The following is a 26,234-nucleotide window of genomic DNA, read 5'->3' as shown; positions in this document are numbered from 1 at the left end:
CTAGCGATCCTTCTTCTTGTACATCGCCAGCATGCGGTGTGTGACGGCGAAGCCGCCAAATATGTTCACAGAGGCCATCACCACCGCGGCCAGGCCAAGCCATTTCGAGACCGGGCTGTCGCCGGCAGCGGAGGCAATGAGCGCTCCGACGATGATCACCGAGGAAATTGCATTTGTGACGCTCATAAGCGGAGTGTGGAGCGCCGGAGTGACCGACCAGACGACGAAATAGCCGACGAAACAGGCCAACACGAAAATCGACAGGATTGAGATGAAGTCCATGCCCCTCCCCTTCTTGACGCGTACCTTGACGACCTCGATTGGGCCTGTCGAGAGGCGATGCGATCCGCTAGCTGGAGGCACATGCGCCAATCGCATTACACGCTCCTCGTCGAAACGCACGGAAAGGGTCTCGTCGACATCACCGCGGAGGTGAAGCGATGGGTCGCCGACCAAGGAATGTCCGACGGCCTGCTAACCCTCTTTTGCCGCCACACGTCGGCGTCGCTCTTAATCCAAGAGAATGCGGCCCCCGCCGCCAGGCGTGATCTCGAAGTCTATTTCGAGCGGGTGGCTCCTGAAAATGCAGGCTACGAGCATGACGACGAAGGATCGGACGACATGCCGGCGCACATTCGTTCGGCACTTACCCCAACGAGCGTTACAATCCCCCTTCTTGGCGGCGGGCTTGTCCTCGGCACATGGCAGGGCATTTTCCTGTTCGAACATCGTCGCTCGGCGCATCGCCGCATGGTCGTGCTCCACCTCATGGGCAATTGATCCGGAATGGCGTTAACCGACTGACGGTTTAAGATTTGATAACCTTTACGCGGCATGACGGCACCAGAAGGAAATGAGGGTGCCGAATAACCCGCTGAATACTCCCGCGGATTCCAGCCGCCAGCACCGCAAGATGCTGCTGTGGCCATTGCTTTTCGCCATTCTGTTCGGAGTCATCGGCGCCGGCGAAGCGCCGGAAGACTTTCTTCGCATGGCTCGCAACAAGCTACACCCGAGCGCGGCAAGCGGCGATATCGTTTTAGTTCGAGTCGACGACAAAAGCCTCCGCGAGGTCGGAGACTGGCCATGGCCTCGCAGTCAGCAGGCGAAGCTGTTCACCGAGATCGAACGCCTGGGCGCACGCCACATCGGTGCCGACCTTATGTACCTCGGCGAAACGCGCGCGACCGAAGACCGCGCGCTCGCCCAGGCGATTGCGGATCGCGGTGACGTCACCGTTGCCGTTCATACCAGGGATGGGCAAGGCGCAGGCAAGACGCGCGCGCAAACCATGGCACCGTTGTTGGCGGGCAGAGTCGATGTTGCGTCCATCTCTGCCGAGTACAACTGGCAAAACGTTGTCTGGAGGCTGTCGCGGTCCGATACCTATCAAGGTCGGCGGATCCCTTCGCTTTCGTCAGTCCTCGCCGACCGCCTAGAAATGAAACCCGGCCAGTACCGGATCGACTACAGCATCGACCCGGCGACTGTTCCGACCATTAGCGCAAGTGATGTGCTGAAAGGCCGCGTGAGCCGGGACAGGATAGCCGGCAAGATGGTTGCAATCGGCGCCGACAGCTTCGCCATTGGCGACCAGTTCTCGCTTCCCGGATGGGGCAAGCGGGGCGGCGTATATCAGCACGTCCTTGGCGCAGAGACGTTGAGGAAAGGAAATCCGGTCGACATCGGATGGTTGCCCTCTCTACTTGTCGCGTTCGCCGGAACATTCCTGTGGCTGCGTCGCGAGCGCGCAAGCTTTCTCGTACTTGCCGCAGGCGCACTGCTCGCTCTACCCGTTCTTCTAGAGCATTTTCTTGTCTTCGCCGACGTTACGCCGGGCCTGTTCCTGTTGGCGTTCGTCGCGAGCCGGGCGGCATGGCGCAAGAGCCGCCAGCGCGGCCTCGAGAATGCGCTGACCGGCCTGCCTAATCTGACCGCACTAGGCAACGAGCCGACCGGGCAAGATCGGCCGCTGGTTGCTGTACGAGTGCACAACTACGCAGAGATCGTTTCGACCCTGGATTCCGAAGAGGAGCGTCAATTCGTCGAGCAGGTCGTCCAGCGCCTCAATGTCGGCAACAAGGATCGCACAATCTACCAGGGGGATGAAGGCATCTTCGCCTGGTTCGCCGACAAGAATACCCCGTTTGCACAGCACCTGGAGGCGCTCCACGCGCTGTTCCGTTCCCCGGTTCGGGCCGGCAAGATTGCCTGTGACGTTTCCTTGAGCTTCGGCGTCGAGCTCGGCAGCAAGCGCGCCATCACCAGCCGGCTGGGAAGCGCACTCGTCGCGGCTGACGAGGCGGATGCCGAGAACCTCAAGTGGAAATTCCATGATCCGGCACGACAGCAGGAAGCGCCTTGGCGGCTGTCTCTACTTTCTCAGCTGGATGAGGCAATCGATAACGGCGAAGTGTGGCTCGCCTATCAGCCGAAGGTCGATCTTCAAACCCGAAAGACCGTCGGCGCGGAGGCCCTCGCCCGCTGGACTCACCCGGAAAAAGGCCCGATCAGCCCGACCGAGTTTGTCACTGCTGCCGAGCAAAGCAACCGAATTCAAAGGCTTACGGATTTTGTGCTGGAAAAGGCGATCTCAGCAGCCGCGGAGATCAACAAGCGCGGTCACCATTTCGAGATTGCCGTGAACCTTTCCGCACGCATGCTGAGCGACCGGTCCCTGCCCTACCGGGTCAATAAATATCTGAAGACACACGGGCTTCCCGCGGATCGCCTGATCCTTGAGCTCACCGAGACAGCAGCAGTCACTGGAAGCGGCAACGGTATCGACCTGCTGGTCAACATGCGCGACCTTGGCGTGAAGATCGCCATAGACGATTACGGGACCGGCCTTTCGACGCTCGACTATCTGAAGAAGGTGCCCGCGAGCGAGCTCAAGATCGATCAGAGCTTCATCAAGGGGATGCGCGATAACCGGTCCGACCTCATCATGGTCCAGTCGACGATCACCCTCGCCCACTCCCTTGGCCGCACTGTCGTGGCCGAAGGGGTCGAGGATCCGGGAAGCCTGGACCAGCTCAAATCGATGGGCTGCGACCAGGCCCAGGGCTTCATCGTCGGGCGTCCGATGAGCTTCGACGAGATCACCCGCCGACTCAATACCGAGAAGCGCCGCCGCGCTGCCTGACGGCTCCGCGCCAACCTTCCTCCATCAACATCAATAGCGTTACCCGGGTCCGCCTACCCGGGAAGGCTGGATTCGCACGTCCAAACAGACCTGCGAACAAAACGTCGTGAATCGTTTGATAACCATATCGATTAAGGTTAATATCCTCCCTGTGCCGATGCTGTAAGCACGTAACGACAGGGGTATTACGATGAAAAAAGCTGGCAATAAGCGCGGTCTCCTGAGCTGGCTCTTTGGCGCCGGATGGGGCGCCAGCGGAACGGGCGGCTAAGACCGCTAAGTCTTTCAGAGTTAACGGGAAAGACCGGCGAGCGGATGCTCGACCGGTCTTTTTTGTGCTCTGCGGCTAAGGCTCTGTCGGCACGCCGGAACACACTGCGGGAATCGATGCGAACTGGACAGCGACTCGCAACCGAATCGGTCGAAGCGATTCGGCGGATTCCCGGCAAAAATTAACTAATTCGATGCCTGAAAAGAGTGCCCGCTTGAATTTCAGGCAGATTCGGTGAGCCGAATTCCAGCGACGATTTCGTCATCATCAGGAAGCACGACTGCCTTCGTTTCCTTGTCCCAGAAGGCGGTCAGGAAATTCGCCAGGTTGCGTGAGAAAAGAGCTGACGAATCCGCGGCAAGGCTACGGGCGAGCTGGACAGCGCCTATCACTGTGACTCCGTCGATTACCGTCTCCTCACCCGCAACGACGCCTTCGACGTTACCCCCTGCTTCAGCCGCGAGATCGACCACGACGCTTCCGGAGCGCATTGAACGCAATTGCTCGGCGCTGATCAGGCGCGGCGCGGGCTTGCCCGGAATGAGGGCAGTGGTGATAACGATATCCTGCTTGGCGATATGGCTGGAAACGAGCTCGGCCTGGGCCTTGCGATATTCCTCGCTGGTCTCGCCGGCATAACCACCCTGACCCTCGCCCTCGATCCCCGCTACGCCCTCGACGAAAATCGGCTTAGCGCCGAGCGAGAGGATTTGCTCCCGGGTCGCGGAGCGGACGTCGGTCGCGCTGACTTGGGCACCCAGGCGGCGTGCCGTGGCAATCGCCTGAAGTCCGGCGACGCCGACCCCCATGACGAACAACTTAGCCGGGCTGATGGTCCCTGCAGCGGTCATCATCATCGGGAAGGCACGGCCATAAGCCGAGGCGGCATCGACGACCGCCTTGTAGCCGGCAAGATTCGCCTGGCTGGAAAGGATATCCATGGATTGCGCGCGGGTGATCCGCGGCATTCGCTCCATCGCTAGAGGCTGAAGTCCAGCCTTGCGGTATGCCGCGATCCAGTCGTCGCGACGGGCGGGATCCAGAGCGCCGACGAGCAGAGCGCCCGGCTTGGCACCGGCTATCGACGAAGGCTCGGGAGGTCCGACGCACAGGATAACGTCGGCATCGCCGACGAGCGCAGCGCGGTCCTGGACGATCGCGCCCGCTGCTTCGAAGTCAGAATCGGCAACCGAAGCTCGTTCGCCGGCCCCTCGCTCAACGCCAACATTCATCCCGAGACCGGCAAATTTCTTCACGGTTTCGGGAATGGCCGCGACCCGGGTTTCCGGCGCGACCTCCTTGAGGATTGCGACCTTCACCCCGCCTCTAATTGGCGATGATAAGAAGGACGATCGCAGTTACGATCGCGATGACAAGCATCGACCACTTCAGCAGCGTCAGGAATCCCTCGTAATTCCGCGCGTGCGCCGGATAGTTCGGATCATGCCCATGTTCGCCACTCGACACTTCGGCCATCTCGACCCCTTTCATAATTGTCTTCGGCGACGCTCTTAACAATCGCAGCGCACAGCCCCAAGCGCTTTTGTCGCCGTCTTAAGCCGCCTTTTACTCCTGCCGGATTAGGGTCGGACCCGAAAGGGACTCGAGATGCGCGAAGAATTGCTCCGGACGCTGCTTCTAGTTGACGCAGACCATGCCGAACGACGCGCACTAGCGGCGACGGCCTCCCGCGCCGGATGGAGCCTCACCGCCGCCGACGGTCAGTCTGCGCTAGAGATTCTTGCCGGTGCGCAGGGTCGTGAAGTCCGCGCCGTCCTCGTTTCCGGATGGGATGCGGATACTGGGCCGCACCTGATCGCGGGATTGCGCTCGGGCCGTCCGGAGCTTCCGGTGCTGGTGCTCGCAAACCAGGAATCGATCCCTCTTGCGGTCGCTGCGATGCGCGCCGGAGCAAGCGATTTCCTGGTCAAGCCCGTAGCACCGGAACGGATGCTTGAAGCACTCAATTCGCACCGCGATCGCCGACGGCCAACGGGTGAGCTCGCACCGGTCTCCGAGAAGCTGGCGACGGACTTGTCGCTCGAGGAACTGGTGGGCGCAGCGCCCGATTTTCGGAGCGCGCTCGCCGTCGCCGCGAAAAGCGCACGTAACCGCTTGCCGATACTGATCGTTGGGGAGCCCGGTACCGGCAAGGAAACGCTGGCCCGCGCCATCCACTCGGCGAGCCTTCGTGCCAAGGGGCCGCTGGTGACGATCGATTGCAAGGCGGTGCCCCAGAACATCATCGATTCGACCCTTTTCGGGCATGTCGCGGGTGCTTTCCCGGGCGCGTTCAGCGAAAAGGTCGGAAAACTTGTCGAGGCCGACGGCGGCACCTTGCTTCTCGACGAAATCGGAACACTTCCGGCCGAGACCCAGGCGCTCCTGGACCGGGCCCTGGCAACCGGCGAAGTCCGGCCGGTAGGCTGCAACGGGTCCAACTCTGTCGACGTGCGGATCATCGCCACCTCGAGCACTCCACTGCCGGAGGACTTCAGCCCAGCGCTGAAGGAGCGCGTGGCCGCCGTTTCAGTCACGATCCCGCCCCTTCGCGAGCGTAGCACCGATATTCCCGCACTCACTCGACACCTGTTGGAACGCATAGCTGGTCAAACCGGAATGAAGCCGCTTAGCGTTGGCAATGACGCTCTTGCGATCCTCATGCGCTATGGCTGGCCGGGCAATGTTCGCCAGCTCGCTGGCGTCCTCCTGCGAGCAGCGCTGCAATGCCAGGACTCCTCGCTGGGCGCGGAGCATTTCCCGCATATCGCAATCCAGTCACGATTCAGCGGACGGCGCAGCGACCGCCAGCCGGATCTCAGCCAATCTAGTGCTGACGCGGCGCTCGGCGGGCCACAGCTGACCCTGTTCCGAGCCGACGGTCACCTTCGCAGCATGGAAGAGATCGAAGCCGACGTCATCCGTCTCGCCATTGGCCATTATCGCGGGCGAATGACGGAGGTTGCGCGGCGCCTGGGGATCGGGCGCTCGACCCTTTACCGCAAGCTTGCCGAACTGGGCATCGACACCCGCGGCTGACGCGGTCGATCAGCCAATCCGGGGCGTCAGGGCTTGGTCCCTCAGGCCACGCCAAACCTTGAGAGCCTGGACCGTTTCCGGGACATCGTGAACACGGATGACCTGCGCGCCCTGCTCCGCGGCCTTGAGCGCCAGCGCGATGCTTCCGGCCAGTCGCTGGTCGGCAGGAGCCTCATTCGAGAGCGCACCGATCATCCTCTTTCGGCTCGCACCGAGAACGATCGGGCAGCCGAGACCGTGAAACAGTGCCAGGCCGTTCAACAGCGCGAGATTGTGGGCGACGGTCTTTCCGAAACCGATTCCGGGATCGACGAGAATGCGGTCGCGGGCGATGCCGGCCGATTCAGCCGCTGCGATCCGCTCTTCCAGCCAATAAAATACCTCGACAAGCACGTTGGTATAGCGGGGATCCTCCTGCATCGTCTGCGGCTCGCCCTGGTGATGCATCAGGATGATCGGGACCTCAGATGCCGCCACAACCTCGGTCATGCGCGGATCGTAGGTCATGGCCGAGACATCGTTGACGAGATGCGCACCGCCACCGAGCGCGGCTTCTGCCACTGACGCCTTGCGGGTGTCGATCGAAACGGCATTGCCGCCGCTGGCCAGCCGCCGGACAACGGGAAGAACGCGTTCGATCTCGTCGCCTTCCCAAACCGCTTTCGCGCCCGGACGCGTCGATTCTCCCCCGACATCGAGGATCGCTGCGCCCGCGGCAGTCATGTCAGCGCCGGCGAAGGCTGCTTCGTTAGAATCGGCGTAGGCCCCACCGTCAGAAAAGCTGTCCGGCGTGACGTTGACGATTCCCATCACCTGCGGCTGGTCGAGGCGGATTGTCCGCTCGCCAAGCTGGAGCGGCCCGCGCGGTGAGATAAGCCTTTGCCAATCGGCGGCCATGGACCCATCGAGCCGGCTCTCTATGCCTTCGACCGGGACAAGCTCGCGCGCGCCATCGGGGTGAATAAGTTCGCATTGTGCAAACCAGTTGAGCCCACCGGCGAGGCGGGCGACCTTGCCATCAAGGCCGAACGGGGAATCGACGAAGCCGGTCGGCCGGATGAGCGTGCGCATGAGCCTCTATAGGCCGGCGAGGTGGGCCGAGCGAAGCGTATCGAGCGAAACGAGCGCCCCGTCCTTCTCGATGTTCCAGAATGTCCACCCGTTACACGACGGCGCGCCCTGGAGCGCGGCGCCGACCTTGTGGATGGAGCCCGAGTGACTCTCGCAAGTGAGTGAGCCATCTGCGCGGACGCTCGCCTTCCAACGCCGCTTGGAATCCATCAGGGTCGAGCCGGCCGGAACCATGCCGCTCTCTACCAGGAGGCCGAATGCGACTCGCGGCTGGCTGCGCTTGTCAGGGACAGTCTCCATCGCACTTTCGTCGAGCGGAAGCGTCGACTCGATACGCTGCATCGCGACCTTCACATAGGATTTCTCGCGCTCGATGCCGATCCAGCGCCGGCCAAGACGTCGGGCTACGGCCCCGGTCGTGCCCGTACCGAAGAAAGGATCCAGTACAACGTCGCCAGGCTTGGTGCAGGCCAGCAGCACGCGGTAGAGCAAGGCCTCCGGCTTTTGAGTCGGATGCGCCTTCTCGCCATGCTCGTCCTTCACACGCTCGCCGCCGCTGCAGATCGGAAGCACCCAGTCACTGCGCATCTGCAAATCGTCGTTGAGCGCCTTCATCGCGCGGTAGTTGAAGGTGTAGCGCGCCTTCTCGTCCTTGGCGCACCACAGCATCGTTTCATGCGCGTTGGTGAAGCGAGTGCCGCGGAAATTCGGCATCGGATTGGCTTTCCGCCAGACGATGTCATTGAGAATCCAGAAGTCCGCGTCCTGGAGCAGTGCGCCGACACGGTAGATGTTGTGGTAGCTGCCGATCACCCAGATCGTGCCGTCGTCCTTCAGTATTCGGCGCGCCTGCTCCAGCCATTCGCGCGTGAAATCGTCATAGGCCGTGAGGCTATCGAACTTGTCCCAATCGTCGTCACAGGCGTCGACCTTGCCGCCCTCGGGACGAATGAGGTCGCCGCCGAGTTGCAGGTTGTAGGGCGGGTCGGCGAAGATCATGTCGACGCACTTGTCGGGCAGGCGCGCCATTTCCGCGATGCAGTCCCCGGTCAAAATTTGGTCGAGCGGTAGCTCTCGCTTCGCAATCGACGTGCGCGCCCTTTCGGCACGGCCGGCCTTACCGGTCACCGGTGCGATGTAGTTCACGCCTGACGCCCCTTCCCCACTGCTTGCCCTATCGGTGAGTCAGGCCGGACTCCGGGTCAAGCGAACAAGAGTTAACAGGCGCCCCGAAGGGTCAGAGAACAAAAGGAATCCGCGCGGGCCAAACCACAAGATGTTGAGTCATCATGGCCCATGCGGACTCAATCCCTAGTGGTGTGACTGAGAGGACTCAGGCCGGCAAATTCAGCGGCAACTCGACTTCCTGCTCAAGATGCTCGCGCACCTTGGCGAAGGTCCGGCGGTGGAGCGGTGTGATGCCAAGCTCGCGGATCGCGCGGATATGCTCCGGCGTTGGATAACCGCGATTGCGCTCCCAGCCATAACCGGGCCACGTCCGCGCATGGTCGGCCATAATCCGGTCGCGCGTCACTTTTGCCGCGATCGAGGCCGCCGCAATCGAGCGGCACTTGGCATCCCCCGAAACGATCGCTTTCGACGGCCGCTGCCAGCGCGGACAAGCGTTCCCGTCAACAAGCACCCAGGCCGGCTCTGCGCCAAGAGCCTCGACGGCGCGGGCCATCGCGGTCATCCGTGCCCAGTAGATATTAAGATGATCGATCTCCTCGACCGTGCAGATACCGATCCCGATCGCCGCCACTTTCTGGAGCCGGCCGTAAATTGACTCCCGCTCCTCCAAGCTAAGCTTCTTCGAATCGTCGATTCCGCGGGGAAATTTGTCCCGGTCGAGAATCACGGCCGCGGCGACCACCGGCCCTGCCAGCGGTGCGCAGCCGGCCTCGTCGACACCGGCGAGCGGCGTCGGAAACTGCCGTTCGATCTTGAAGCAAGGCCTTTTCATGCGTGACGCAATGCTAGTCCGCGCAATCGCGTCCTGCCAAGCAGAACGCTGAAAAGATTGTGGATTAATTCTCTAGCCGCCACGGCGGAAAGCGCCGCGCTTCGCCCGCCTTGTAGAGGAAAACGGTGTTGCCGCCAGGATCGCGAAGTCGGGCCTCGCGCCACATCCACGGCTGGTTTCGGGGGCCATGCTCAAACGGGATTCCCAGGCGCGCCAGTCGCTCGACCCGGTCATCGAGATCATCGCATTCGAAATAGACCGCGACCGTCTCGCCGACCTCGGCTTCAGGATCGCACTGGATCGAGAAGGTCGCGCCCCCGGCCTCGAACCGCGCATAGAGGTTTTCCGGACTGTCGACGATCTGCTTGAGGCCGAGTGCGCGGTAGAAACCGACCATCTTGGCGAAATCCTTGCCGGTTACCGTGACCTGATTGAGCCGAAGGCCGAGACCGGTGTCGAGGCGCACATTCTGGTGACCCAAGGGACCGTGCCCCTTACCGAGCCCAGGCGCGTCGAGCATGGCGATCCGGACGAATGAACGCGCGCGCTCGACCGCCTGCGCCGGCTGGCAGCCCGCGCCTAGATAGAAAGCGATTGCCGAGGCCAAAGTACAACCGGTGCCATGGGTGCTGGTTGTGTCGATCCGAGTGCCCTGCCAGCTGGTGATATTGTCGGTCTCGATGAGCGCGTCGGCGAGCGCCTCGCCTTCGTCGTGCCCGCCCTTAATCAGGACCGCACAGCCATGCTCGGAAACCAGGCTTAGCGCGGCCGCGACTGGGTCTTCCTCGCTCGAGAGCCGGCGAAGTTCCGGCAGGTTCGGCGTCGCTATAGTCGCAATCTTCATGAGCTCGCCGAAGGCGGCAACAGTCGCGTCGTCGGCAAGCGCATCGCCGCTCGTCGCGACCATGACTGGGTCGAAGACGATAGGGACGCGCGGATAGAGTTCGCCGAGACGCTCCGCGACCATGCGCGCCGCGAAACCGCCGCCGATCATGCCGATCTTGATGGCATCGACACCGATATCGTCCACGACCGAATTGATCTGGGCCAGGATCATCTCGGCTGGGACAGAGTGGACTGCGTCAACACCGAGTGTGTTCTGGGCGGTGATCGCCGTTACGGCAGTCATGGCATGGCCGCCTAGCATCGTAACCGTCTTGATGTCGGCCTGGATGCCCGCGCCGCCGCCGCTGTCCGATCCAGCGATAATGAGGATTCGGGGAGTGGTCACGCCTGCGACCTTAGAGCGAAATCCTAAACAGAAGCCACTGCATCGCAAATCGAGTTCACGACGGACTCGACCTCTATCGCATCGTCGCCTTCTGCCATTACCCGGATCAGCGGCTCCGTTCCCGACTTGCGGATGACAAGCCGGCCGCGACCTTCGATCTGCCGTTCGGCATCGGCAATTCGCTTCTTGACTGAAAGTTCGGAGAGCGGATCACCCCCGTTAAACCGGACATTCTTCAGTAACTGTGGGACAGGATCGAACTGGCGGAGTATTTCGCTGGCTGGTTTGCCGCCCTCAATCAGTGCCGCCAGGACCTGCAAACCCGCGACCAGGCCGTCGCCCGTCGTCGCATGATCCGACAAAATGATGTGTCCGGACTGCTCGCCGCCGACATTGCAGCCGGAGGCGCGCATTTCTTCGAGAACATAGCGATCGCCGACCTTGGTGCGTTTGAGGCGTATTCCGTCCTCGGCGAGCCGCCGCTCGAGCCCAAGGTTGGACATGACCGTTGCGACCACCGCCCCGCCCCGTAACTCGCCGCGGCGTGACTGGCTGAGCGCGATGAGCGCCATCAACTGGTCGCCGTCGATCACTGTCCCGGCCTCGTCCACGACGATCAGCCGGTCAGCATCTCCGTCGAAAGCTAGGCCTATATCAGCTCCGGAAGCGACGACCGCCTCGCTAAGCGCTGCCGGATGTGTCGAGCCGCAGCGGTCATTGATATTGGTGCCGTTGGGCTTCACCCCGAGCGGAACGAGTTCCGCCCCAAGTTCCCATAACGCCTCGGGCGCGACCTGGTAGGCAGCGCCGTTAGCGCAGTCGACCGCAATCTTGAGGCCGTCGAGTCGAAGCCGATCCGGAAAGGTCGATTTGACGAAATGAACATAGCGGCCGCGCGCGTCGTCGATTCGCTTTGCCCGGCCGATAAGCTCGGCCTTTGCTAGCTTCGGCTCTTTCTTGAGACGGCGTTCTATCGATTGCTCAGCCTCGTCGCTCAGCTTGTAACCGTCCGGCCCAAACAGCTTGATGCCATTGTCGACGAATGGGTTGTGGCTGGCGGAAATCATCACGCCGAGGTCAGCGCGCATCGAGCGGGTCAGCATCGCGACCGCCGGGGTCGGCATCGGGCCAACCAGTACGACGTCCATGCCGACCGAGGTGAAGCCCGCCACCATGGCCGATTCCATCATGTAGCCCGAGAGGCGGGTATCTTTTCCAATCACGACACGGTGGCGGTGGTCGCCTCGTAGAAAATGCGCGCCCGCGGCCTGCCCGACACGCATTGCGATTTCCGCCGTCATCGGCTCCGAATTAACCTGGCCGCGAATCCCGTCGGTGCCGAAAAACTTGCTCATAGCCGCGCCTTAGCCGGAAAAACCTCAGCTTAGTAGCGCCCAGGGACCGGCGGGCATGTGACCCAAAGCGCCATGCGCCCAGGTGCCCAGAAGGAATAGCAAGGTGCCGCCAACGAACGGCATAGTCCCCGGCCAGGCAAGGCCGCGGCCGAAGGGGAAGAAGCTGGTCTTGCCCTCCCACTGGCGCCATGCGCTGCCGATCAGGCGTCTCTTCTTAAAGTCCTGAAGAGCGGCGCCGATTATGGCGAGCACGAAGATCGCTTCGGCAATAACCAGTCCAGACGGCGTCGGATTGACCATTGCATGGGTGAGCGCCCACAGGCCGAAACCCCACATCATTGGATGGCGGGTCACTCGGAATACGCCATGCGGATTGCCGAAGCTCGTCTCGAGCCTGGCGCCGGGGTGCGGCAACGCCGGGTTTTTCACGAACGAGCCAACGAACAGTATCGCGCCTAGCCAAGTCAGCAAGCTGCCAAGAATGATCAGCGCAGGTCCGACCTCCCAGCGCGGCGCCTCCAGCCCGATCGCCCGTGCCGACCAGACCATCCAACCTAGTGTCGCAAAGGCGACGAGACTGTAGAGCAGCAGGAAGCCGCGCTCTCCGACTGCCTTGGCGATCGGCCGGCGAAGCGGATGCGACAGAAGGAAATGCGTGCCGACGAACGACGCCGCAGCCAGCTCGAGCTGGCCGAGCGGGGTCACCGGCGGTACGCCTCGGGAAGCGCGCTTCGATCAAGCCGTTGATAACGGTCGCGAAGCTTGGTCTGCCGGCTCTCCAGCGGCTGGCGGACGCCGTCAATCCATACGGCCTCCGTGGCGCTCGCAAGCTCCAGCGGATCGCCCGACCAGATTACGACATCGCCGGCTGCGCCGGTGTTCAGCGATCCTATTTTGCCCCCCATGCCAATGACCTGCGCGGGACGTGAGGTGATCAGGGCCAGCGCCTCGCCCCAGCTGACGCCTGCCGCCCCCGGCACCTTCCCCAACGCCACCAGATTGGCGGCGTATTGGCGCTGGTTGAACAAGTAGCGCGTGTCGTTGTCGTCGATCATGCCGATGGCGACGTTGACGCCGGCATCGCGCATCCGGCCGACGTTCGACTGGGTTGCTGCGAGCATCTCGAAGCTTGCGGGAAGGTCGTTGACGGCCGAAGCGATAACAGGGATCCCGGAAGCGGCGATCTCACCTGCGACCGTCCATCCTTCGGTCACGCCGACCATGATCGGCCGAATTGTCGGGAACTCGCGCTTCAACTTGATGACATTGAGGATGTCGTTGGCGGCCTCGACATGGATCATCAGATACTGACGGCCCTGGAGTACCGGAACGAGCGCCGCGGCGTCGAACCGCGTCAGCATGATGTCTTCGCTACGATTGACGTTGGGGCCAATGAGACGCGATTCGTTGGGGTCGCGGACAACCGGGTCTTCCTGGGTTTCCGCACGCCCACCTCTGCTCACAGCGAAGCGCGACAGTTCGCGAGCTTCGCGAAGAGCATTGCGGAACATGGCGTAAGTCGCTGGACGCGATCCGCCGGCGGCACCGGCGCCACGCTCGCCGAACTCGACGAACTGGAACAGGCGCGCGCGGGTGACCGGGTCGCGGTCTGCGCCTAGATCCATCAGCGCACCCTGCCCGCCGAAAATGTTGCGGCCGATGTTCGGCGCCACGACAGCCCTTGTGACGCCGTCGGCCCGATTGACCGCAATCGTGGTCTGCATCGGGTTGATTGCCGGAGCGATGTCGAGCGCGGCGCTGAACGGACTGTTCTGCGCCCGGTCGTCGGTCGAACCGTCAGCGCTTAGGTCCACCTCGCTGATGCCAAGCCGCGAGAACCCGGCCACGATGCCCGGGGTGACCCACTTGCCGCGGGCATCGATGATCTCGGCTCCGCGCGGGATTGCGATGTTGAGACCTGCACCGGCGATCTTGCCGTCACGGATGACCACCGTGCCGCCAGGAATGGGCTCGCTGCCGTCACCGAGCGCCACTGTTCCGCCGGTGATCGCAACCGTTTGCGCGGCGAGCGGCGCTGCACTTGCCGCGAGAAGAGCGGCGAGGAACGACAGGCGCTTCACTTGACGTCTCCTTCGCCCGGCTGCCCGAGCTCGAAATCGCTCACCGGCCGCAATCGCGGATTGTTGGCGTCGTACATGAGAGCGCCGTCGATCCATACGCGTTCCGGCCTGGTGTAGGTGCTGAACGGATTGCCGTTCCACAGCACGACGTCCGCCATCTTGCCGGTCTTCAGACTTCCCGTCTTATCGGCGATCCCGAGAGATTTTGCCGGATTGTAGCTGAGCCAGCGCCAGGCGTAAGCATCGGTGACATTGTGCCCGGCCCTTCGCCCGTCGGCGAGCGCCTTGGCCGCTTCCTGGTTCAGACGCTGGATGCCGTTGGGATCGTCCGAATGGACAATCGCGCAGCCACCGGCGCGGTCGACGAACGGAATGTTCTCCTTGATGCCGTCGTAGCTTTCCATCTTGAAGCCCCACCAGTCGGCCCACATCGCGGCGCAGGTGCCGTTGGCGGCCAGCAGGTCGGCGATTTTGTAGGCTTCGACAGCGTGCTGGAAGCTGGTGATCTTGTAGCCCATCTCGTGACTGAGATCGATCATGATCGCCATCTCGTCGGCGCGGTAGCAGTGATTGTGAACGAGGATTTCGCCGTTCAGCACGCCGCGAAGCGTGTCCATAGCGAGATCGCGCGACGGCATCTCGCCGCCGTTCTTCTCATACCTGTCCCACTTGCGCTTATATTCCTGCGCTTTCAGCCACGTCGCGCGCGTAGTTGCGATGTTGCCCATACGCGTGGCGGGTCCGCCCTTATTGCCATAAACGCGCTTGGGGTTCTCGCCGCAGGCCATCTTGAGGCCATATGGGGCGCCCGGGAACTTCATGCCCTGCATCGTCCGGGCTGGGACATTCTTGAGCACGACCGAGCGGCCGCCGAACAGGTTGGCCGACCCTGGCAGGATCTGGAGACTGGTCACGCCGCCATTGGCGAGCGCGCGCGCGAAACCGGGATCCTGCGGCCAGACGCTATGTTCCGCCCAGACGTCCGGGCGGGCCGGAGCCGTTGCCTCGTTCCCGTCATCGTTTCCGTCCGTGCCCGGCGAGGGATAGTCGCCGAGGTGGCTGTGGACGTCGATGATACCCGGAGTGACCCATTTGCCGGCCGCATCGACGATCACCGCGCCTTCGGGGATTGGCGTCGAAGCGTCGCCGACGGCCTGGACGACCCCGTCCGCAAGCACGACCGTGCCGTTCTCGAACTGAGCGCCTTCGCCATCGAAAACCGTCGCCCCGCGGATCGCCGTGACTGCGCCTGAATAGCGATGATAGGTCGACGGATAAGGATCCTGGTTGATCCGTATCGGCGGCGGCCCTTCCTTCTTTGTCGTCGCGCATCCGCCCAGGAGGACGGCGACGAGCGCCGTCCCTATCACTGCAAGTCGTGTCACCCCGCTACTCCCTGTCAGGCTTTACCCGGCAGCGGGCCGGTCGCTTCCGGCTCGCCAGTCGCGTCGACGTCGCGGATACGGGCGTCGATGTCGTCCTGGAGAGAGTCGAGGTGCATCCACTTGCGGACGATCGGCGACAATGCGAGGACCGCAACGCCGATGCCGATCGTGATCCAGCCGAACAGGCTGTAGATGTCCAGCAGTCCCTGCTTGGTCATTTCGCCGTCGTGGCCACCGGTTGCTTCACCGATCTTGCCGGCAAGGAAGTTGCCAACCGCCGACATGTAGAACCAGGCGCCCATGATCAGGGATGCCATGAATTTCGGGGCAAGCCGGTTCATCGCGCTGAGGCCAACCGGCGACAGGCAAAGCTCGGCTGTGGTTGCGAGCAGGTAATAAAGGAACACGAACATCACAGGGGTCATGACCGCGATCCCGAACGCCTGCGCGCCCCACACAAGCGCGAGATTGGCAAGGCCCATCTGGAGCAATGCGATGCCGAACTTGGCGGGCGCTGACGGCTCCTTCCCGATCCGGCCGAGCTTGATCCACAGGCCGGCGAACAGTGGCGCCAGCAGGATGATGTAGATCGGGTTGATCGCCTGGAAGATCGACGCCGGAACGCCCTGACGGTCGACGAAGCGATCCGTGAAGAGGTTCATCGAACCGCCCGCCTGCTCGAACAGCGCCCAGAAAATCGGATTGAGGCTGATCAGAAACAGGATCGCGTAGATACGTTCGCGTGGTTCTTTTTCGAGCTTGGTCGCCTGCCAGAGGACATAGCCCAGCAGGCCGATGCCCGAGATAATCAGGAGCGTCTGGATGACGTCCGTATACTGGATAAGGAACCAGCAGACGCCGACGGCGACGAGGCCGATGCCGTAAAGAACATATTCGTTGACCGGACGGGCACCAGGGATTTGAGCAGGCCGCTCGCCAGCGCCGTTGAGAAGACCCTTACCGAGGACGAAGACGACGAGGCCGAGGAGCATGCCGATGCCGGCCGCGCCGAAGCCATAGGCCCAGCCAAGCGTTTCGCCGAGATAGCCGGCGATGATCGTGCCGACCGCGGCGCCGAGATTAATTCCCATGTAGAAGATGGTGTAGGCGCCATCGCGACGTGGATCGGTGAGGTTGTAGAGCTGTCCGACCATCACCGAGATGTTGGCCTTGAGAAAACCCGAGCCGACGATGATCAAGGCCAGGGCGGCCCAGAAGATGTTGATGGTGGCATCATTCTGGCCGCCAGTTCCTTCGGCCGCCATGGTGAAGTGACCGAGCGTCAGCAGGATTGCGCCGAACAGCACCGCCTTGCGCTGTCCGAGATAGCGGTCGGCGAGATAACCACCGAGCATCGGCGTGATGTAAACGAGCGCCGTGTAGGCGCCGTAGATGACGTTGGAGTCGCCGTCGCTGAAGAGCCAGTGCTTGGTCAGGTAGAAAATCAGCAGCGCGCGCATGCCGTAGTAGGAGAAACGCTCCCACATCTCGGCGAAGAACAACATGTAAAGGCCTTTGGGGTGGCCCGCGAATTCCGGTTCCTTCTGCGCAGCGACCCTACCTCCAATGGCAAGGAAGATCAGCAACACGACCGAGGCGATAGCGGCAATCCAGTCCGCTTCCTGCCAAGTTCCAACCGGCTTCAAACCCATCTTTGTCCCTCTCCGAAGGCAGGCGCCACGCGCGGGGCGCCATAGTTCTCGTTGAATGGCGACGCACCCTAACGGGGAATCCGCGCTTGTGAAGCCGGTTGTGACAGAAGCGTGAAATGCTACTGCAAACGACATGACCCTGAACGATCGATCAAGCCCTTTGAGCCTTCTCGCCACTCGCCGATCCGGGCGGCCGCGCGATCTCGCCGGACCAGGCCCGACCGACGACGAGTTGCGGCAGATCCTGGCCATTGCATCCCGAACGCCGGATCACGGGCAACTCGTGCCCTATCGGTTTGTCATCGTCGGAGCAGACCAACGCGATGCCCTCGCCAAACTGTATAGCCGGGCTCTTTCCATCGCCGAGCCGAATGCCCCGGAAGCAAAAGTCGCCAAGGCCATTGCCAATGCGCGGGCGGCCCCTGCGCTTGCCGTCCTGATCAGCAAGCCGGTCCCCGACCACAAGATCCCCATTTTCGAGCAGGAACAGACGTGCGGCGCTGCCGGAATGAACTTCCTCCACGCCGCTACTGCGCTTGGCTATGCCGCAGGATGGATTACCGGCTGGCCCGCGACCAACCCGACCGTCAGCAGCGCATTTTGCGGCGAAGGAGAGCGGATCGCCGGCTTCCTCTATGTCGGCACACCGGTCACTCCGCTGGATGATCGGGTCCGCCCTTCGCTCGACGCCGTGGCCTCGAACTGGGTACCGCCCGCCGAGTGAACCGATTCAAAGCATTGCAACTTTTCGCGACGTGCTGTATTACCACAGCATGACGCTGAGAAACGCCCACGAGAAGCCCGTTTACGTCCGCCTCCGCGAAGTCATCAGTGACGCGATCGTCACCGGCCGCTTCAAGGACGGCGACCCGTTGCCGTCGGTCCGAGCACTGGCGGCCGAAGAGGGCGCCAACCCGCTGACAGTCGCGAAAGCCTACCAGGGGTTCCAGGACGAAGGCCTGATCGTCGTAAAGCGTGGGATCGGCATGTTCGTGGCAAATGGCGCGGCCGCCCGACTCAAAAACAGTGAGCGCGAGCAGTTCGTTAGCAGGGAATGGCCGGCCATTCGCGAGCGCATGAGCCGCTTGGGTATCGACCCGGCAGAGCTGCTGTCCCGCGAATCCGCCTGAGCGTTTAAGCCAGAGCGGCAGCGGGAACGGCGTAAAGCGCCTCCGCCCCGATCTCTGCCGCTGCACCCAGGCCGAGCGCTTCGGCCACAACCACAGACAGAAAGTAATCAGCGGCCGCCCGCTTTGCCGTCATGAAGTCGCTGGCGCCGACCACCGCGGCCTGCCGTTCCAATAGCCAGCCCGCGACCAATACCGCGCACATTGTGAGAAACGGTACGCTCCCGGCAAGCCGATCGTCGGACGAAGCCTGGCGGTAGGTAGCAGCGGCGACTTCGATCGCATCTGCGAGCGCGAGCAGGATCGGGTGGGAAGCCGTATCGCGGATCTCGGTAACCAGTTGGTCGAATGCGGCGCCACCGTCGAGATCGAGCTTGCGGGTGACAAGGTCGGCCGCCTGGATTCCGTTAGTGCCCTCGTAGATCGGGGCGATCCGCGCATCGCGCCACAATTGCGCGGCGCCCGTTTCCTCAATGTAACCCATGCCGCCGTGAACCTGTATTCCAAGGCTTGCGACTTCGCAGCCAATGTCGGTCGCCCAGGCTTTGGCGAGCGGCGTCAGAACGTCGGCACGTAACGCGGCCTCGCGATCCCCCTTTCGGCCGTGATCGGCCTGGGCGAACGCATAATAGGTCAGCGACCGCGCCGCCGTCGTCAGCGCCCGCATTCGAAGCAGCATCCGGCGAACGTCAGGATGCTCTGCGATGACGGCAACATCGACGCCGCGGCGCCCCTGCTTTCGCTCCAAGGCATAAGCGACGGCGCGCTGTGTCGCCGCTTCGGCGATGCCCACACCCTGCAAGGCGACGTTGAGCCGGGCATTGTTCATCATCGTAAACATGGCGCGCATGCCGGCCATTTCCTCGCCCACGAGCCAACCTGTCGCTCCGCCATTATCGCCATAGCTCATGACGCAAGTGGGCGACGCGTGGATTCCGGCCTTGTGCTCGATCGATACGCAACGAAGGTCGTTTGGCGCACCGTCCGGCAGGACTTTCGGAACAAGGAAAAGCGAGATCCCCTTTGTGCCACCGGGAGCCCCCGTTGTCCTGGCAAGGACGAGGTGAATGATGTTCTCGGCCAGGTCATGCTCGCCGTACGTGATGTAAATCTTGGTGCCGCTGATCCGCCAGCTGCCGTCACCATTGGCTTCGGCGCGGGTGCTGAGCGCTCCGACATCGCTTCCCGCCTGCGGCTCTGTCAGGTTCATGGTGGCCGGCCATTCCCCACTTATGATCTTCGGCAGATAACGCTCCTGCAAGTCGCGCGAGCCATGAGCGGTCAGAGCCTCGACCGCGCCGACGCTGAGCATCGGGCAAAGCGTAAAAGCGAGATTTGCGCCATTGAGGCTATCCATGATCGCCGCGGAGAGCACCGAGGGCAGTCCCTGCCCGCCCCATTCTTTCGGTCCCGGCAGCGACATCCACCCACCCTCGACGAACGCCTCATAGGCTTCCTTGAAACCGTTTGGAGTGACGACCCGCCCATTGTCCCAACGCGATCCCTGAATGTCACCGCTGCGGTTCAACGGCGCCACTTCTCCTTCCGCAAGGGCCGCCGCGCCTTCGATTACAGCGTCGGAGATGTCGGGCTCGACGCCGAGGCTTTCGAGCTGTGCAACGTGCGTGAGAATGAAGCGCTGGTCTTCGACCGGGCAGCGAAAGGTCATTTGTCGATCCCTTGAAGCGGCACGCCGCTTGCCATAGCGACGCGGCCATGGCGCCGCCAGAGACACAAATACTGAACTTCAGCGACGAGGCGATCGAGAAGGCCGCGGAACTCATTCGCGCCGGGCAGCCGGTCGCGATGCCGACAGAGACGGTTTACGGGCTCGCCGCCGATGCGACGAACGCCGAGGCCGTGGCGCGCATCTATGCTGCCAAGGGGCGGCCAAGCTTCAATCCGCTGATAGTCCATGTCCTCGATCTCGACACGGCGGAGCATCTTGGCGAGTTCGATGACCAGGCGCGGGCGCTCGCGAATGAGCATTGGCCCGGACCTCTAACGCTGGTGGTGCCTGCACGCGAAGATAACGGCATCGCCTCGCTGGTGACGGCGGGGCTCGAGACCATCGCGATCCGGGTGCCGGCTCACCCGGCGATGCGCGCGTTGCTGAAAGCGGCAGGACGACCGCTTGCGGCGCCGTCGGCAAATGCCAGCGGCCGGATCAGCCCGACGCGAGCGGCGCATGTCGCGGACTCGCTAGGCGGCCGGATACCGCTCGTCATCGACGGCGGTCCATGTGAGCAAGGTATCGAATCGACTATCGTCGCGGCGACGGGTGGGCCGCTCCGGCTGCTACGGCGGGGACCGATCGACATCGACGCGGTGGAAGCAGTCGGCGCGATCGAAGCGCCGGGAATGATGGCCAGCCATTATGCGCCCGCAAAACCTATAAGATTGGACGCGAAAGTAGCCGAACCGGGCGAAATCCTGCTCGGTTATGGCCCTGTCGCTGGCGAGCTTTACCTTGGCGACAATCTCGTGACTGCCGCCGCGCGACTATTCGATTTCATGCACGAGGCTGACTCTGCCCCCGAGCCGCGTATTGCGGTCGCGCCGATCCCTGACGAGGGGATCGGAGCGGCCATCAATGACCGGCTTAGGAGGGCTGCGGCTCCTCGCTGAGCCGCGCACCGAATTTCGACTTGAGCTTAGCGAGCTTGGGCGGAATGACCGCCAGACAATAAGCGTTGGACTGCCCCTCGCCGGCCCAATAATCCTGGTGGTAATCCTCGGCCGGGTACCAGTCGGATTTCGGCTCAATCGTCGTCACGATCGGCTGGAGATGATCAGCCTGGGCGCGCTTGATCGCCGCATGAGCCTCCGCTTCCTGTTCTTCGTCCTGCGGGAATATGGCGGACCGGTACTGCGTTCCGATGTCGTTTCCCTGGCGGTTGAGCTGCGTCGGATCATGGGTCGCGAAGAATACGTCGAGCAGGTCGGAAAAGGCGATCTCCGCCGGGTCGAAGGTGATCCGGATCGCCTCCGCATGGCCAGTATCGCCACCGCACACCTGCTTGTAGGTTGGATTGACGGTCTGGCCGCCGGTGTAACCGCTTTCGACCGATTTTACGCCTTGAAGCTGGAGAAACACGGCTTCCGTGCACCAGAAGCAACCGCCTGCAAAAACTGCGACCTCGTCCATCATCATCTCCAGCCTTGTTGGGCCGGCATGTGGCGGTTCGGCGGTCCTATCTCAAGGGCGGACGCTGCCTTACTTGTTGCGGTAGGCGGCTTTGAGACTGGCAAGCTCGAGGCGTTTGCCGACCCACTCGGCCAGTTCCTCGAACTTTAGCGGCTGATCGAAGACAATTCCCGCCTTGCGCTCCGAGAACCATCGGACCTCGCCCTGCACTGGGCGGAGGCTCTCAACGACGACAACGACTTTCTTGCCGAGGCAATATTCCTCGATCGGCTCAACTTTAAGACCATTGAGCGAAATGTCGTGCACCTCGCAGGTGTAATAGGTTTTCCCGACGCGAAGGCTGGCCTTGCAATTGACCTCTAGGCGCGGCGGACGCGGACGAAACCCGTGCCGCGGCTTGCGGCCGGCGAGAAGCTCGCCGAGATCGACGGTCTGGTCGAACTTTATCCCGACCGTGCCCTCGCGCGTCCAGACAACGGTCGACGGCACCTTCTGGGAATGGATGTCGACTTCGACTGTTGTTCCGACTTCGAGCGGGTGACCGACTTCCGCCATGAGTCCGCCAGCGGACATGTTGCGCAAGCGTGCAAGCTGCTCTCCTGCCGCTGTGGTGAGCTTTATGATGCTTAGCGCCGCGGGAACGCGCTCGTCGCTTCGGCGTTCGGCCGGACGAGGAACCGCAGTGCTCAGTGAAAAGGTCGTTGAGTCGAACGCCGAAAGATCGTCGCCGAATGAAGGCGCCGGCTTGCGTCGGATCAGTGAACCAAACATCGCTTGCTCTCCGAGCTCAACATCATGCGTAACATGGTGTTTTAACACCGACGGGGTTAATAAGCGGTTGCGTGCGTTCTACCGTAGCCGGAGTAGGTGTGCGTAGATGCGCCTTAGGGCCGGCAGGAGGAAATGAAACGCTGATGACGCGACCGCGTCTGTTGCTGATCGACGACGAGCCTCAGCTCGCCGCCTTCGTCGCTAATGCTGCCCATCTGAGTGGATTTGAGCCCGTCGAAACCAGCCTCGACAGCGCATTTCGCGACGAGTTCCTGGCCAACCGACCCGCGATGGTCGTTCTCGACCTCGGAATGCCTGGCATGGATGGCGTCGAATTGCTTCGCTTCCTCTCCGAGCACGAGTTCGACGGGCCTGTGCTGATCATCAGTGGCTTCGATAGCCGCGTCCTCGAAAGCGCCTTCCGGCTCGGCAAAGAGCTCGGCCTCAAGATGACTGGCCCGATCGAAAAGCCCGCGCGGCTCGAAGATCTTGAGGCATTGCTCAAAAACAACCTTCCAACATCCCAGCCGTGATCGCCGCGGCCGATCTGACTTTACTCGACGGATTCGAGCGGGCGCTGATCAATCACCGCCTGCACATGGTTTACCAGCCGAAGGTCAGCTTAACCGACGGAAGCCTGAAGCGGGTCGAGGCCCTGGTCCGCTGGGATGACCCAAAGATGGGTGCAGTCGCTCCCTCGCGGTTCGTTCCGCTCGCCGAGCGTCATGGCCTCATTGACCAACTCACGAATTGGGGACTGACGACCAGCCTGCGCCAGTGGCGGACCTGGCATGACGAGGGCCTCGATGTCTGCATCGCCTTCAATATCTCAGCGCTGTCGCTTCAGCATCTCGACTTTCCGGATCTCGTCGAACGCATGTGCCGGGCACTCGAGGTACCCACAGACCGGCTGGTCCTTGAACTGACGGAGGGGGCGACACAGCCGCTCGTCAAGCTGATGGACACGTTGACGCGCTTCCGGATCAAGGGGATCGGGCTTGCGCTCGACGATTTCGGAGTCGGCTACTCCACTCTTATGCAGCTCCGACAGCTGCCCTTCACCGAGATCAAGATCGATCGCTTTTTCGTCAAGGATTTGGCCCAGTCCAACGACAGCCGGGTCATCGTGGCGTCGATCGTCGAGCTTGCCCACGGCCTCGGGCTTACCGTGACCGCGGAGGGTGTGGAGACGGAAGAGCAGCTTCGCTATCTCGCGGAAGTCGATTGCGATGTGGCGCAGGGTTACCTGGTAGGAACGCCACTCGCGCCCGAAGATCTGGAAGCGTGGTCGAAGGACTGGGCGAAGCGCTGGGCCGACGGGCAATTCCTCGACGGAAAAGTCAAAGCTCGGGCTCTTCCCCGGACAGTTCGAATTTGACCCCCTGGGCAAGAGGCAGGCTCGAGCCGTAATTGATCGTGTTGGTCGAGCGCCGCATATAGGCGCGCCAGCTATCCGAGCCGCTTTCGCGTCCGCCGCCGGTTTCCTTCTCACCGCCAAATGCCCCGCCAATTTCGGCGCCCGAGGGGCCGATGTTGACGTTGGCGATGCCGCAATCCGAGCCCGCGGCGGAAATGAATCGCTCGGCCTCTCGAAGATCGTTCGTGAAGATTGCGCTGCTAAGCCCCTGCGCCACGCCGTTGTTGAGCGCGATGGCCTCGTCGAGTTCCGAGTATCGGAGCACGTGGAGCAACGGGGCGAACGTCTCTTCAAGCACATGGCCCTCCTGGCGCACGGCTTCGACGAGCGCCGGGCGGACATAGAAGCCGCCGGGGACTGCCTGAACCTGTTCGGCATCAGGATGAACCCGGCGAAGGGCATCGAAAGCGCCGCGATCGATGAGCGGACCGACAAGCGTTGCCGGATCGCGCGGGTCGCCGATCGCGATCCGATCGAACAAGGATCGGATCCTCGCGACCAGCCCGTCGGCGAGTGATTCATGGACAATCAGGCGGCGGAGCGACGTGCATCGTTGGCCCGCGGTGCCGGCGGCGCTGAACAGGATCGCCCGCTCGGCAAGGTCGAGATCTGCGCTCGGAGCAACGATCAACGCGTTATTGCCGCCAAGCTCGAGCAGCGTTCGACCGAAGCGCGCCGCGACGCGTGGCCCAAGCTCGCCTCCCATTCGGGTCGAGCCAGTGGCGGAGACGAGCGCCATGCGCGTATCGTCGGCCAGTGCGGCGCCGACATCTCGCCCGCCGTGAACGACTTGAAGCAGGCCGTCCGGGGCATCGCCAAATCGTTGGAGCGCACGCCGGGCAATGGCCATCACGGCCTCGGCGGTGAGGGGGTCTTCTCGCTCGGTTTCCACACAACCGGATCGCCGCACACGAGCGCCAAGGCTGCGTTCCAGGCCCAGACGGCGACAGGGAAATTGAAGGCGGTGATGACCGCCACCGGTCCGAGCGGATGCCATTGCTCGATCATCCTGTGATCGGGGCGCTCGCTGGCGATCGTGAGACCGTAAAGCTGCCGAGACAGGCCGACGGCATAGTCGCAGATGTCGATCATCTCCTGGACCTCGCCGAGACCCTCCGAGATGATCTTGCCAGCCTCAAGCGTGACGAGACGGGCGAGCGGCTCTTTCGCCGCCCGCAGCTCCTCGCCAAGGAGGCGTACTAGCTCTCCGCGACGAGGCGCGGGAACCGTGCGCCATTTGAGAAACGCCGATTGCGCGGCCTCGCAGGCTGCAGCGGCGTCGCCCTCGCTAACTTTGCCGATGAGGCTGCCGTCGATCGGAGAACGGCATTCTATCGTCCCCGTCGTGGCTTCGACGCCAAAGTCGGAGAGGATTTTGCTGGCTTCATCGGCAGGGCTCAGCATGCAAGCTCCCGGGCCCTGGCCATCGCCGCGACGCCCGCATCGATCGTCTCGTCCTTCTTGGCGAAGCAAAGCCGAACGAGGTGCTTCGGCTCGCCAGTGTCGGCAAAGGTCGATATCGGCACTGCCGCTACCCCGCCTGCTCGACCGCGAGCTTGGCGAACGCCTCGTCGTCGACAGCGATCCCGGAAGCGGCAAGATCGACGATCAGGAAGTAGGTTGCGGCAGCGGGGAGAACCGTGAAGCCAGCCGCGCGAAGCTGCTCGCTCATCCGGTCCCGGGACCGGGCGAAGCGCTCGCGCATAGGCTTGAGCCATGAGTCACCTTCCGAAAGACCGAAAGCGCAAGCGGCCTGCAGGTTCGGCGCCGAGGCAAAGGTCAGGAACTGGTGTGCGCGGGCGGCGAGGGTCGCAATTTCCGGCGCAGCGGCGATCCAGCCAATCTTCCAGCCGGTCAGCGAGAAGATCTTACCGGCCGAGCCGCACTTGATCGTCCGCTCGGCCATGCCGGGAAGTGTCGCCAAGGGAACGAACGACTGTCCGTCCATCAACAAATGCTCCCAGACTTCGTCGCTGATGACCACGAGATCGTGGTCCTGGGCAACGGAAGCTACGGCGTCCAGCTCGTCTGCTTCGAACAGCCGCCCGGTGGGATTGTGCGGATTGTTGAAGATGATCGCCCGCGTTTTCGGAGTGACGGCCGCTTCGAGCGCCGCCCGTTCGATCCGCCATCCCGGCGGATGCAGCGCTACTTCGATCACTTTGCCCCCAGCGCGGCGGATGAGCGGCGCGTAAGCGTCGTAGGCCGGGGTCATGACGATCACTTCATCGCCTGGCTCGACCGTTGCGAAGATGGCCGCGGCAAGCGCTTCGGTCGCTCCGGACGTGACGCACACGCCTTCGGCGCCCATATCCCAGCCATGGTGCCGCGCGTAATGGGCCGCGACCGCCTCACGGAGCGAAGGGAGGCCCCGCGACGGCGCGTACTGATTAGACCCGTGCTTGAGCGCGTTCGCCGCAAAATCGAGAATCTCTTCGGCCCAGCCGAAGTCCGGAAAGCCCTGGCCGAGGTTCACTGCGCCATGCTTTGTCGCCGCAAGACTCATGCGCTCGAACACGCTGGTCGCCATCGTTTGATAGAGTGGGTTCATGGTGAAAAAACGGCTAGGCGCGCTCGC

Annotated in this window: 23 protein-coding genes and 2 pseudogenes; 8 read left to right on the top strand and 17 right to left on the bottom strand. The window is 62.7% G+C overall.

What is annotated here, in order from left to right; genetic code table 11:
- Positions 1-282 (bottom strand): NAD(P) transhydrogenase subunit alpha, encoded by a 282-nt coding sequence (locus tag G7076_RS03790; RefSeq protein WP_166200548.1) that lies wholly within the window; start codon positions 280-282, stop codon positions 1-3.
- 81 nt (positions 283-363) lie between these two features.
- Here G7076_RS03790 and G7076_RS03785 point away from each other — a divergent pair, with 81 nt between their 5' ends.
- Both G7076_RS03785 and G7076_RS03780 read left to right on the top strand, forming a co-directional pair.
- On the top strand, positions 364-780 hold the full coding sequence (locus G7076_RS03785; RefSeq protein WP_166200546.1) for a secondary thiamine-phosphate synthase enzyme YjbQ: 417 nt from the start codon (positions 364-366) through the stop codon (positions 778-780).
- Positions 781-859: 79 nt separating this feature from the next.
- On the top strand, positions 860-3,145 hold the full coding sequence (locus G7076_RS03780; RefSeq protein ID WP_166200544.1) for an EAL domain-containing protein: 2,286 nt from the start codon (positions 860-862) through the stop codon (positions 3,143-3,145).
- A gap of 492 nt (positions 3,146-3,637) precedes the next feature.
- On the opposite strand, the gene G7076_RS03775 is transcribed toward G7076_RS03780, so the two are convergent.
- Both G7076_RS03775 and G7076_RS03770 read right to left on the bottom strand, forming a co-directional pair.
- The gene (locus G7076_RS03775; RefSeq protein WP_166200542.1) at positions 3,638-4,735 is read right to left on the bottom strand and encodes an NAD(P) transhydrogenase subunit alpha; all 1,098 of its coding nucleotides are present in this window, start codon (positions 4,733-4,735) and stop codon (positions 3,638-3,640) included.
- A gap of 7 nt (positions 4,736-4,742) precedes the next feature.
- A complete protein-coding gene (locus G7076_RS03770; RefSeq protein WP_166200540.1) occupies positions 4,743-4,892 on the bottom strand; it encodes an aa3-type cytochrome c oxidase subunit IV in 150 nt (49 codons plus the stop codon).
- Between the two features lie 132 nt (positions 4,893-5,024).
- Here G7076_RS03770 and G7076_RS03765 point away from each other — a divergent pair, with 132 nt between their 5' ends.
- Entirely contained in the window at positions 5,025-6,455 is a 1,431-nt protein-coding gene (locus G7076_RS03765; protein ID WP_166200538.1) for a sigma-54 dependent transcriptional regulator, read from the top strand.
- Between the two features lie 9 nt (positions 6,456-6,464).
- On the opposite strand, the gene folP is transcribed toward G7076_RS03765, so the two are convergent.
- From folP to G7076_RS03720, 9 genes are all read right to left on the bottom strand, one after another.
- Complete coding sequence (folP, locus tag G7076_RS03760) at positions 6,465-7,526, bottom strand: dihydropteroate synthase (RefSeq protein ID WP_166200536.1); 1,062 nt, start codon at positions 7,524-7,526, stop codon at positions 6,465-6,467.
- A 6-nt stretch (positions 7,527-7,532) separates the two neighbouring features.
- Positions 7,533-8,612: a site-specific DNA-methyltransferase gene (locus G7076_RS03755; protein ID WP_277343933.1), complete on the bottom strand. Its 1,080-nt coding sequence runs from the start codon at positions 8,610-8,612 to the stop codon at positions 7,533-7,535.
- Between the two features lie 247 nt (positions 8,613-8,859).
- Positions 8,860-9,489, bottom strand: a complete 630-nt coding sequence (locus tag G7076_RS03750; RefSeq protein ID WP_166200534.1) for a ribonuclease HII — start codon at positions 9,487-9,489, stop codon at positions 8,860-8,862.
- Positions 9,490-9,553: 64 nt separating this feature from the next.
- Positions 9,554-10,720: a bifunctional hydroxymethylpyrimidine kinase/phosphomethylpyrimidine kinase gene (gene thiD, locus G7076_RS03745; protein WP_166200532.1), complete on the bottom strand. Its 1,167-nt coding sequence runs from the start codon at positions 10,718-10,720 to the stop codon at positions 9,554-9,556.
- A gap of 23 nt (positions 10,721-10,743) precedes the next feature.
- Positions 10,744-12,075, bottom strand: a complete 1,332-nt coding sequence (gene glmM / locus G7076_RS03740) for a phosphoglucosamine mutase (RefSeq protein WP_166200530.1) — start codon at positions 12,073-12,075, stop codon at positions 10,744-10,746.
- Between the two features lie 24 nt (positions 12,076-12,099).
- A complete protein-coding gene (locus G7076_RS03735; protein WP_166200528.1) occupies positions 12,100-12,780 on the bottom strand; it encodes an NnrU family protein in 681 nt (226 codons plus the stop codon).
- Positions 12,777-14,156, bottom strand: a complete 1,380-nt coding sequence (locus G7076_RS03730) for an amidohydrolase family protein (RefSeq protein ID WP_240913864.1) — start codon at positions 14,154-14,156, stop codon at positions 12,777-12,779. Before G7076_RS03730 ends, G7076_RS03735 begins: the two co-directional genes overlap by 4 nt.
- Complete coding sequence (locus G7076_RS03725) at positions 14,153-15,496, bottom strand: amidohydrolase (protein ID WP_240913950.1); 1,344 nt, start codon at positions 15,494-15,496, stop codon at positions 14,153-14,155. The genes G7076_RS03730 and G7076_RS03725 overlap by 4 nt, the downstream gene beginning before the upstream one ends.
- A 59-nt stretch (positions 15,497-15,555) precedes the next feature.
- Positions 15,556-17,187 (bottom strand): peptide MFS transporter, encoded by a 1,632-nt coding sequence (locus G7076_RS03720; protein WP_166203340.1) that lies wholly within the window; start codon positions 17,185-17,187, stop codon positions 15,556-15,558.
- Positions 17,188-17,326: 139 nt separating this feature from the next.
- Here G7076_RS03720 and G7076_RS03715 point away from each other — a divergent pair, with 139 nt between their 5' ends.
- Complete coding sequence (locus G7076_RS03715; protein ID WP_166200524.1) at positions 17,327-17,917, top strand: nitroreductase; 591 nt, start codon at positions 17,327-17,329, stop codon at positions 17,915-17,917.
- 49 nt (positions 17,918-17,966) lie between these two features.
- Positions 17,967-18,323 (top strand): GntR family transcriptional regulator, encoded by a 357-nt coding sequence (locus G7076_RS03710; RefSeq protein ID WP_166200522.1) that lies wholly within the window; start codon positions 17,967-17,969, stop codon positions 18,321-18,323.
- A gap of 4 nt (positions 18,324-18,327) precedes the next feature.
- Here the strand turns inward: G7076_RS03710 and G7076_RS03705 are convergent, their stop codons facing one another.
- Positions 18,328-19,989, bottom strand: coding sequence for an acyl-CoA dehydrogenase (locus G7076_RS03705; protein WP_166200520.1), 1,662 nt, complete (start codon positions 19,987-19,989; stop codon positions 18,328-18,330).
- Between the two features lie 47 nt (positions 19,990-20,036).
- Between G7076_RS03705 and G7076_RS03700 the strand changes: the two genes are divergently transcribed.
- Positions 20,037-20,948, top strand: a complete 912-nt coding sequence (locus tag G7076_RS03700) for an L-threonylcarbamoyladenylate synthase (protein ID WP_166200518.1) — start codon at positions 20,037-20,039, stop codon at positions 20,946-20,948.
- On the opposite strand, the gene msrA is transcribed toward G7076_RS03700, so the two are convergent.
- Together msrA and G7076_RS03690 are read right to left on the bottom strand one after the other, a co-directional pair.
- Complete coding sequence (gene msrA, locus G7076_RS03695; protein WP_166203338.1) at positions 20,923-21,471, bottom strand: peptide-methionine (S)-S-oxide reductase MsrA; 549 nt, start codon at positions 21,469-21,471, stop codon at positions 20,923-20,925. The genes G7076_RS03700 and msrA overlap by 26 nt on opposite strands.
- 66 nt (positions 21,472-21,537) lie before the next feature.
- Positions 21,538-22,239 (bottom strand): PilZ domain-containing protein, encoded by a 702-nt coding sequence (locus G7076_RS03690; RefSeq protein WP_166200516.1) that lies wholly within the window; start codon positions 22,237-22,239, stop codon positions 21,538-21,540.
- Between the two features lie 143 nt (positions 22,240-22,382).
- On the opposite strand from G7076_RS03690, the gene G7076_RS03685 reads away from it, so the two are divergent.
- Together G7076_RS03685 and G7076_RS03680 are read left to right on the top strand one after the other, a co-directional pair.
- Positions 22,383-22,772, top strand: coding sequence for a response regulator (locus tag G7076_RS03685; protein WP_166200514.1), 390 nt, complete (start codon positions 22,383-22,385; stop codon positions 22,770-22,772).
- Positions 22,769-23,617, top strand: a complete 849-nt coding sequence (locus G7076_RS03680; protein ID WP_166200512.1) for an EAL domain-containing protein — start codon at positions 22,769-22,771, stop codon at positions 23,615-23,617. Before G7076_RS03685 ends, G7076_RS03680 begins: the two co-directional genes overlap by 4 nt.
- Here G7076_RS03680 and G7076_RS03675 read toward each other — a convergent pair.
- Positions 23,580-25,060 (bottom strand): annotated as a pseudogene (locus G7076_RS03675) (aldehyde dehydrogenase family protein). The gene G7076_RS03680 and the pseudogene G7076_RS03675 sit on opposite strands and share 38 nt — an antisense overlap.
- Positions 25,054-26,207 (bottom strand): annotated as a pseudogene (locus G7076_RS03670) (aminotransferase). Before G7076_RS03670 ends, G7076_RS03675 begins: the two co-directional pseudogenes overlap by 7 nt.
- Positions 26,208-26,234 lie beyond the last annotated feature (27 nt).

The sequence above is a fragment of the Sphingomonas sp. HDW15A genome, from assembly GCF_011301715.1.
In the GTDB taxonomy this organism is placed as follows: domain Bacteria; phylum Pseudomonadota; class Alphaproteobacteria; order Sphingomonadales; family Sphingomonadaceae; genus Sphingomicrobium.
Note: the sequence above shows the minus strand (reverse complement) of the source record. Positions and strands in the feature narration are given on the sequence as shown.

Bases quoted from the DNA above. Each gene is read 5' to 3' on its own strand.
- folP (WP_166200536.1), bottom strand. From the start codon at position 7,526: ATGCGCACGCTCATCCGGCCGACCGGCTTCGTCGATTCCCCGTTCGGC.
- G7076_RS03770 (WP_166200540.1), bottom strand. From the start codon at position 4,892: ATGGCCGAAGTGTCGAGTGGCGAACATGGGCATGATCCGAACTATCCG.
- G7076_RS03685 (WP_166200514.1), top strand. From the start codon at position 22,383: ATGACGCGACCGCGTCTGTTGCTGATCGACGACGAGCCTCAGCTCGCC.
- G7076_RS03710 (WP_166200522.1), top strand. From the start codon at position 17,967: ATGACGCTGAGAAACGCCCACGAGAAGCCCGTTTACGTCCGCCTCCGC.
- G7076_RS03690 (WP_166200516.1), bottom strand. From the start codon at position 22,239: ATGTTTGGTTCACTGATCCGACGCAAGCCGGCGCCTTCATTCGGCGAC.
- G7076_RS03785 (WP_166200546.1), top strand. From the start codon at position 364: ATGCGCCAATCGCATTACACGCTCCTCGTCGAAACGCACGGAAAGGGT.
- G7076_RS03705 (WP_166200520.1), bottom strand. From the start codon at position 19,989: ATGACCTTTCGCTGCCCGGTCGAAGACCAGCGCTTCATTCTCACGCAC.
- G7076_RS03700 (WP_166200518.1), top strand. From the start codon at position 20,037: ATGGCGCCGCCAGAGACACAAATACTGAACTTCAGCGACGAGGCGATC.
- G7076_RS03750 (WP_166200534.1), bottom strand. From the start codon at position 9,489: ATGAAAAGGCCTTGCTTCAAGATCGAACGGCAGTTTCCGACGCCGCTC.
- G7076_RS03715 (WP_166200524.1), top strand. From the start codon at position 17,327: ATGACCCTGAACGATCGATCAAGCCCTTTGAGCCTTCTCGCCACTCGC.
- msrA (WP_166203338.1), bottom strand. From the start codon at position 21,471: ATGATGGACGAGGTCGCAGTTTTTGCAGGCGGTTGCTTCTGGTGCACG.
- glmM (WP_166200530.1), bottom strand. From the start codon at position 12,075: ATGAGCAAGTTTTTCGGCACCGACGGGATTCGCGGCCAGGTTAATTCG.
- G7076_RS03765 (WP_166200538.1), top strand. From the start codon at position 5,025: ATGCGCGAAGAATTGCTCCGGACGCTGCTTCTAGTTGACGCAGACCAT.
- G7076_RS03790 (WP_166200548.1), bottom strand. From the start codon at position 282: ATGGACTTCATCTCAATCCTGTCGATTTTCGTGTTGGCCTGTTTCGTC.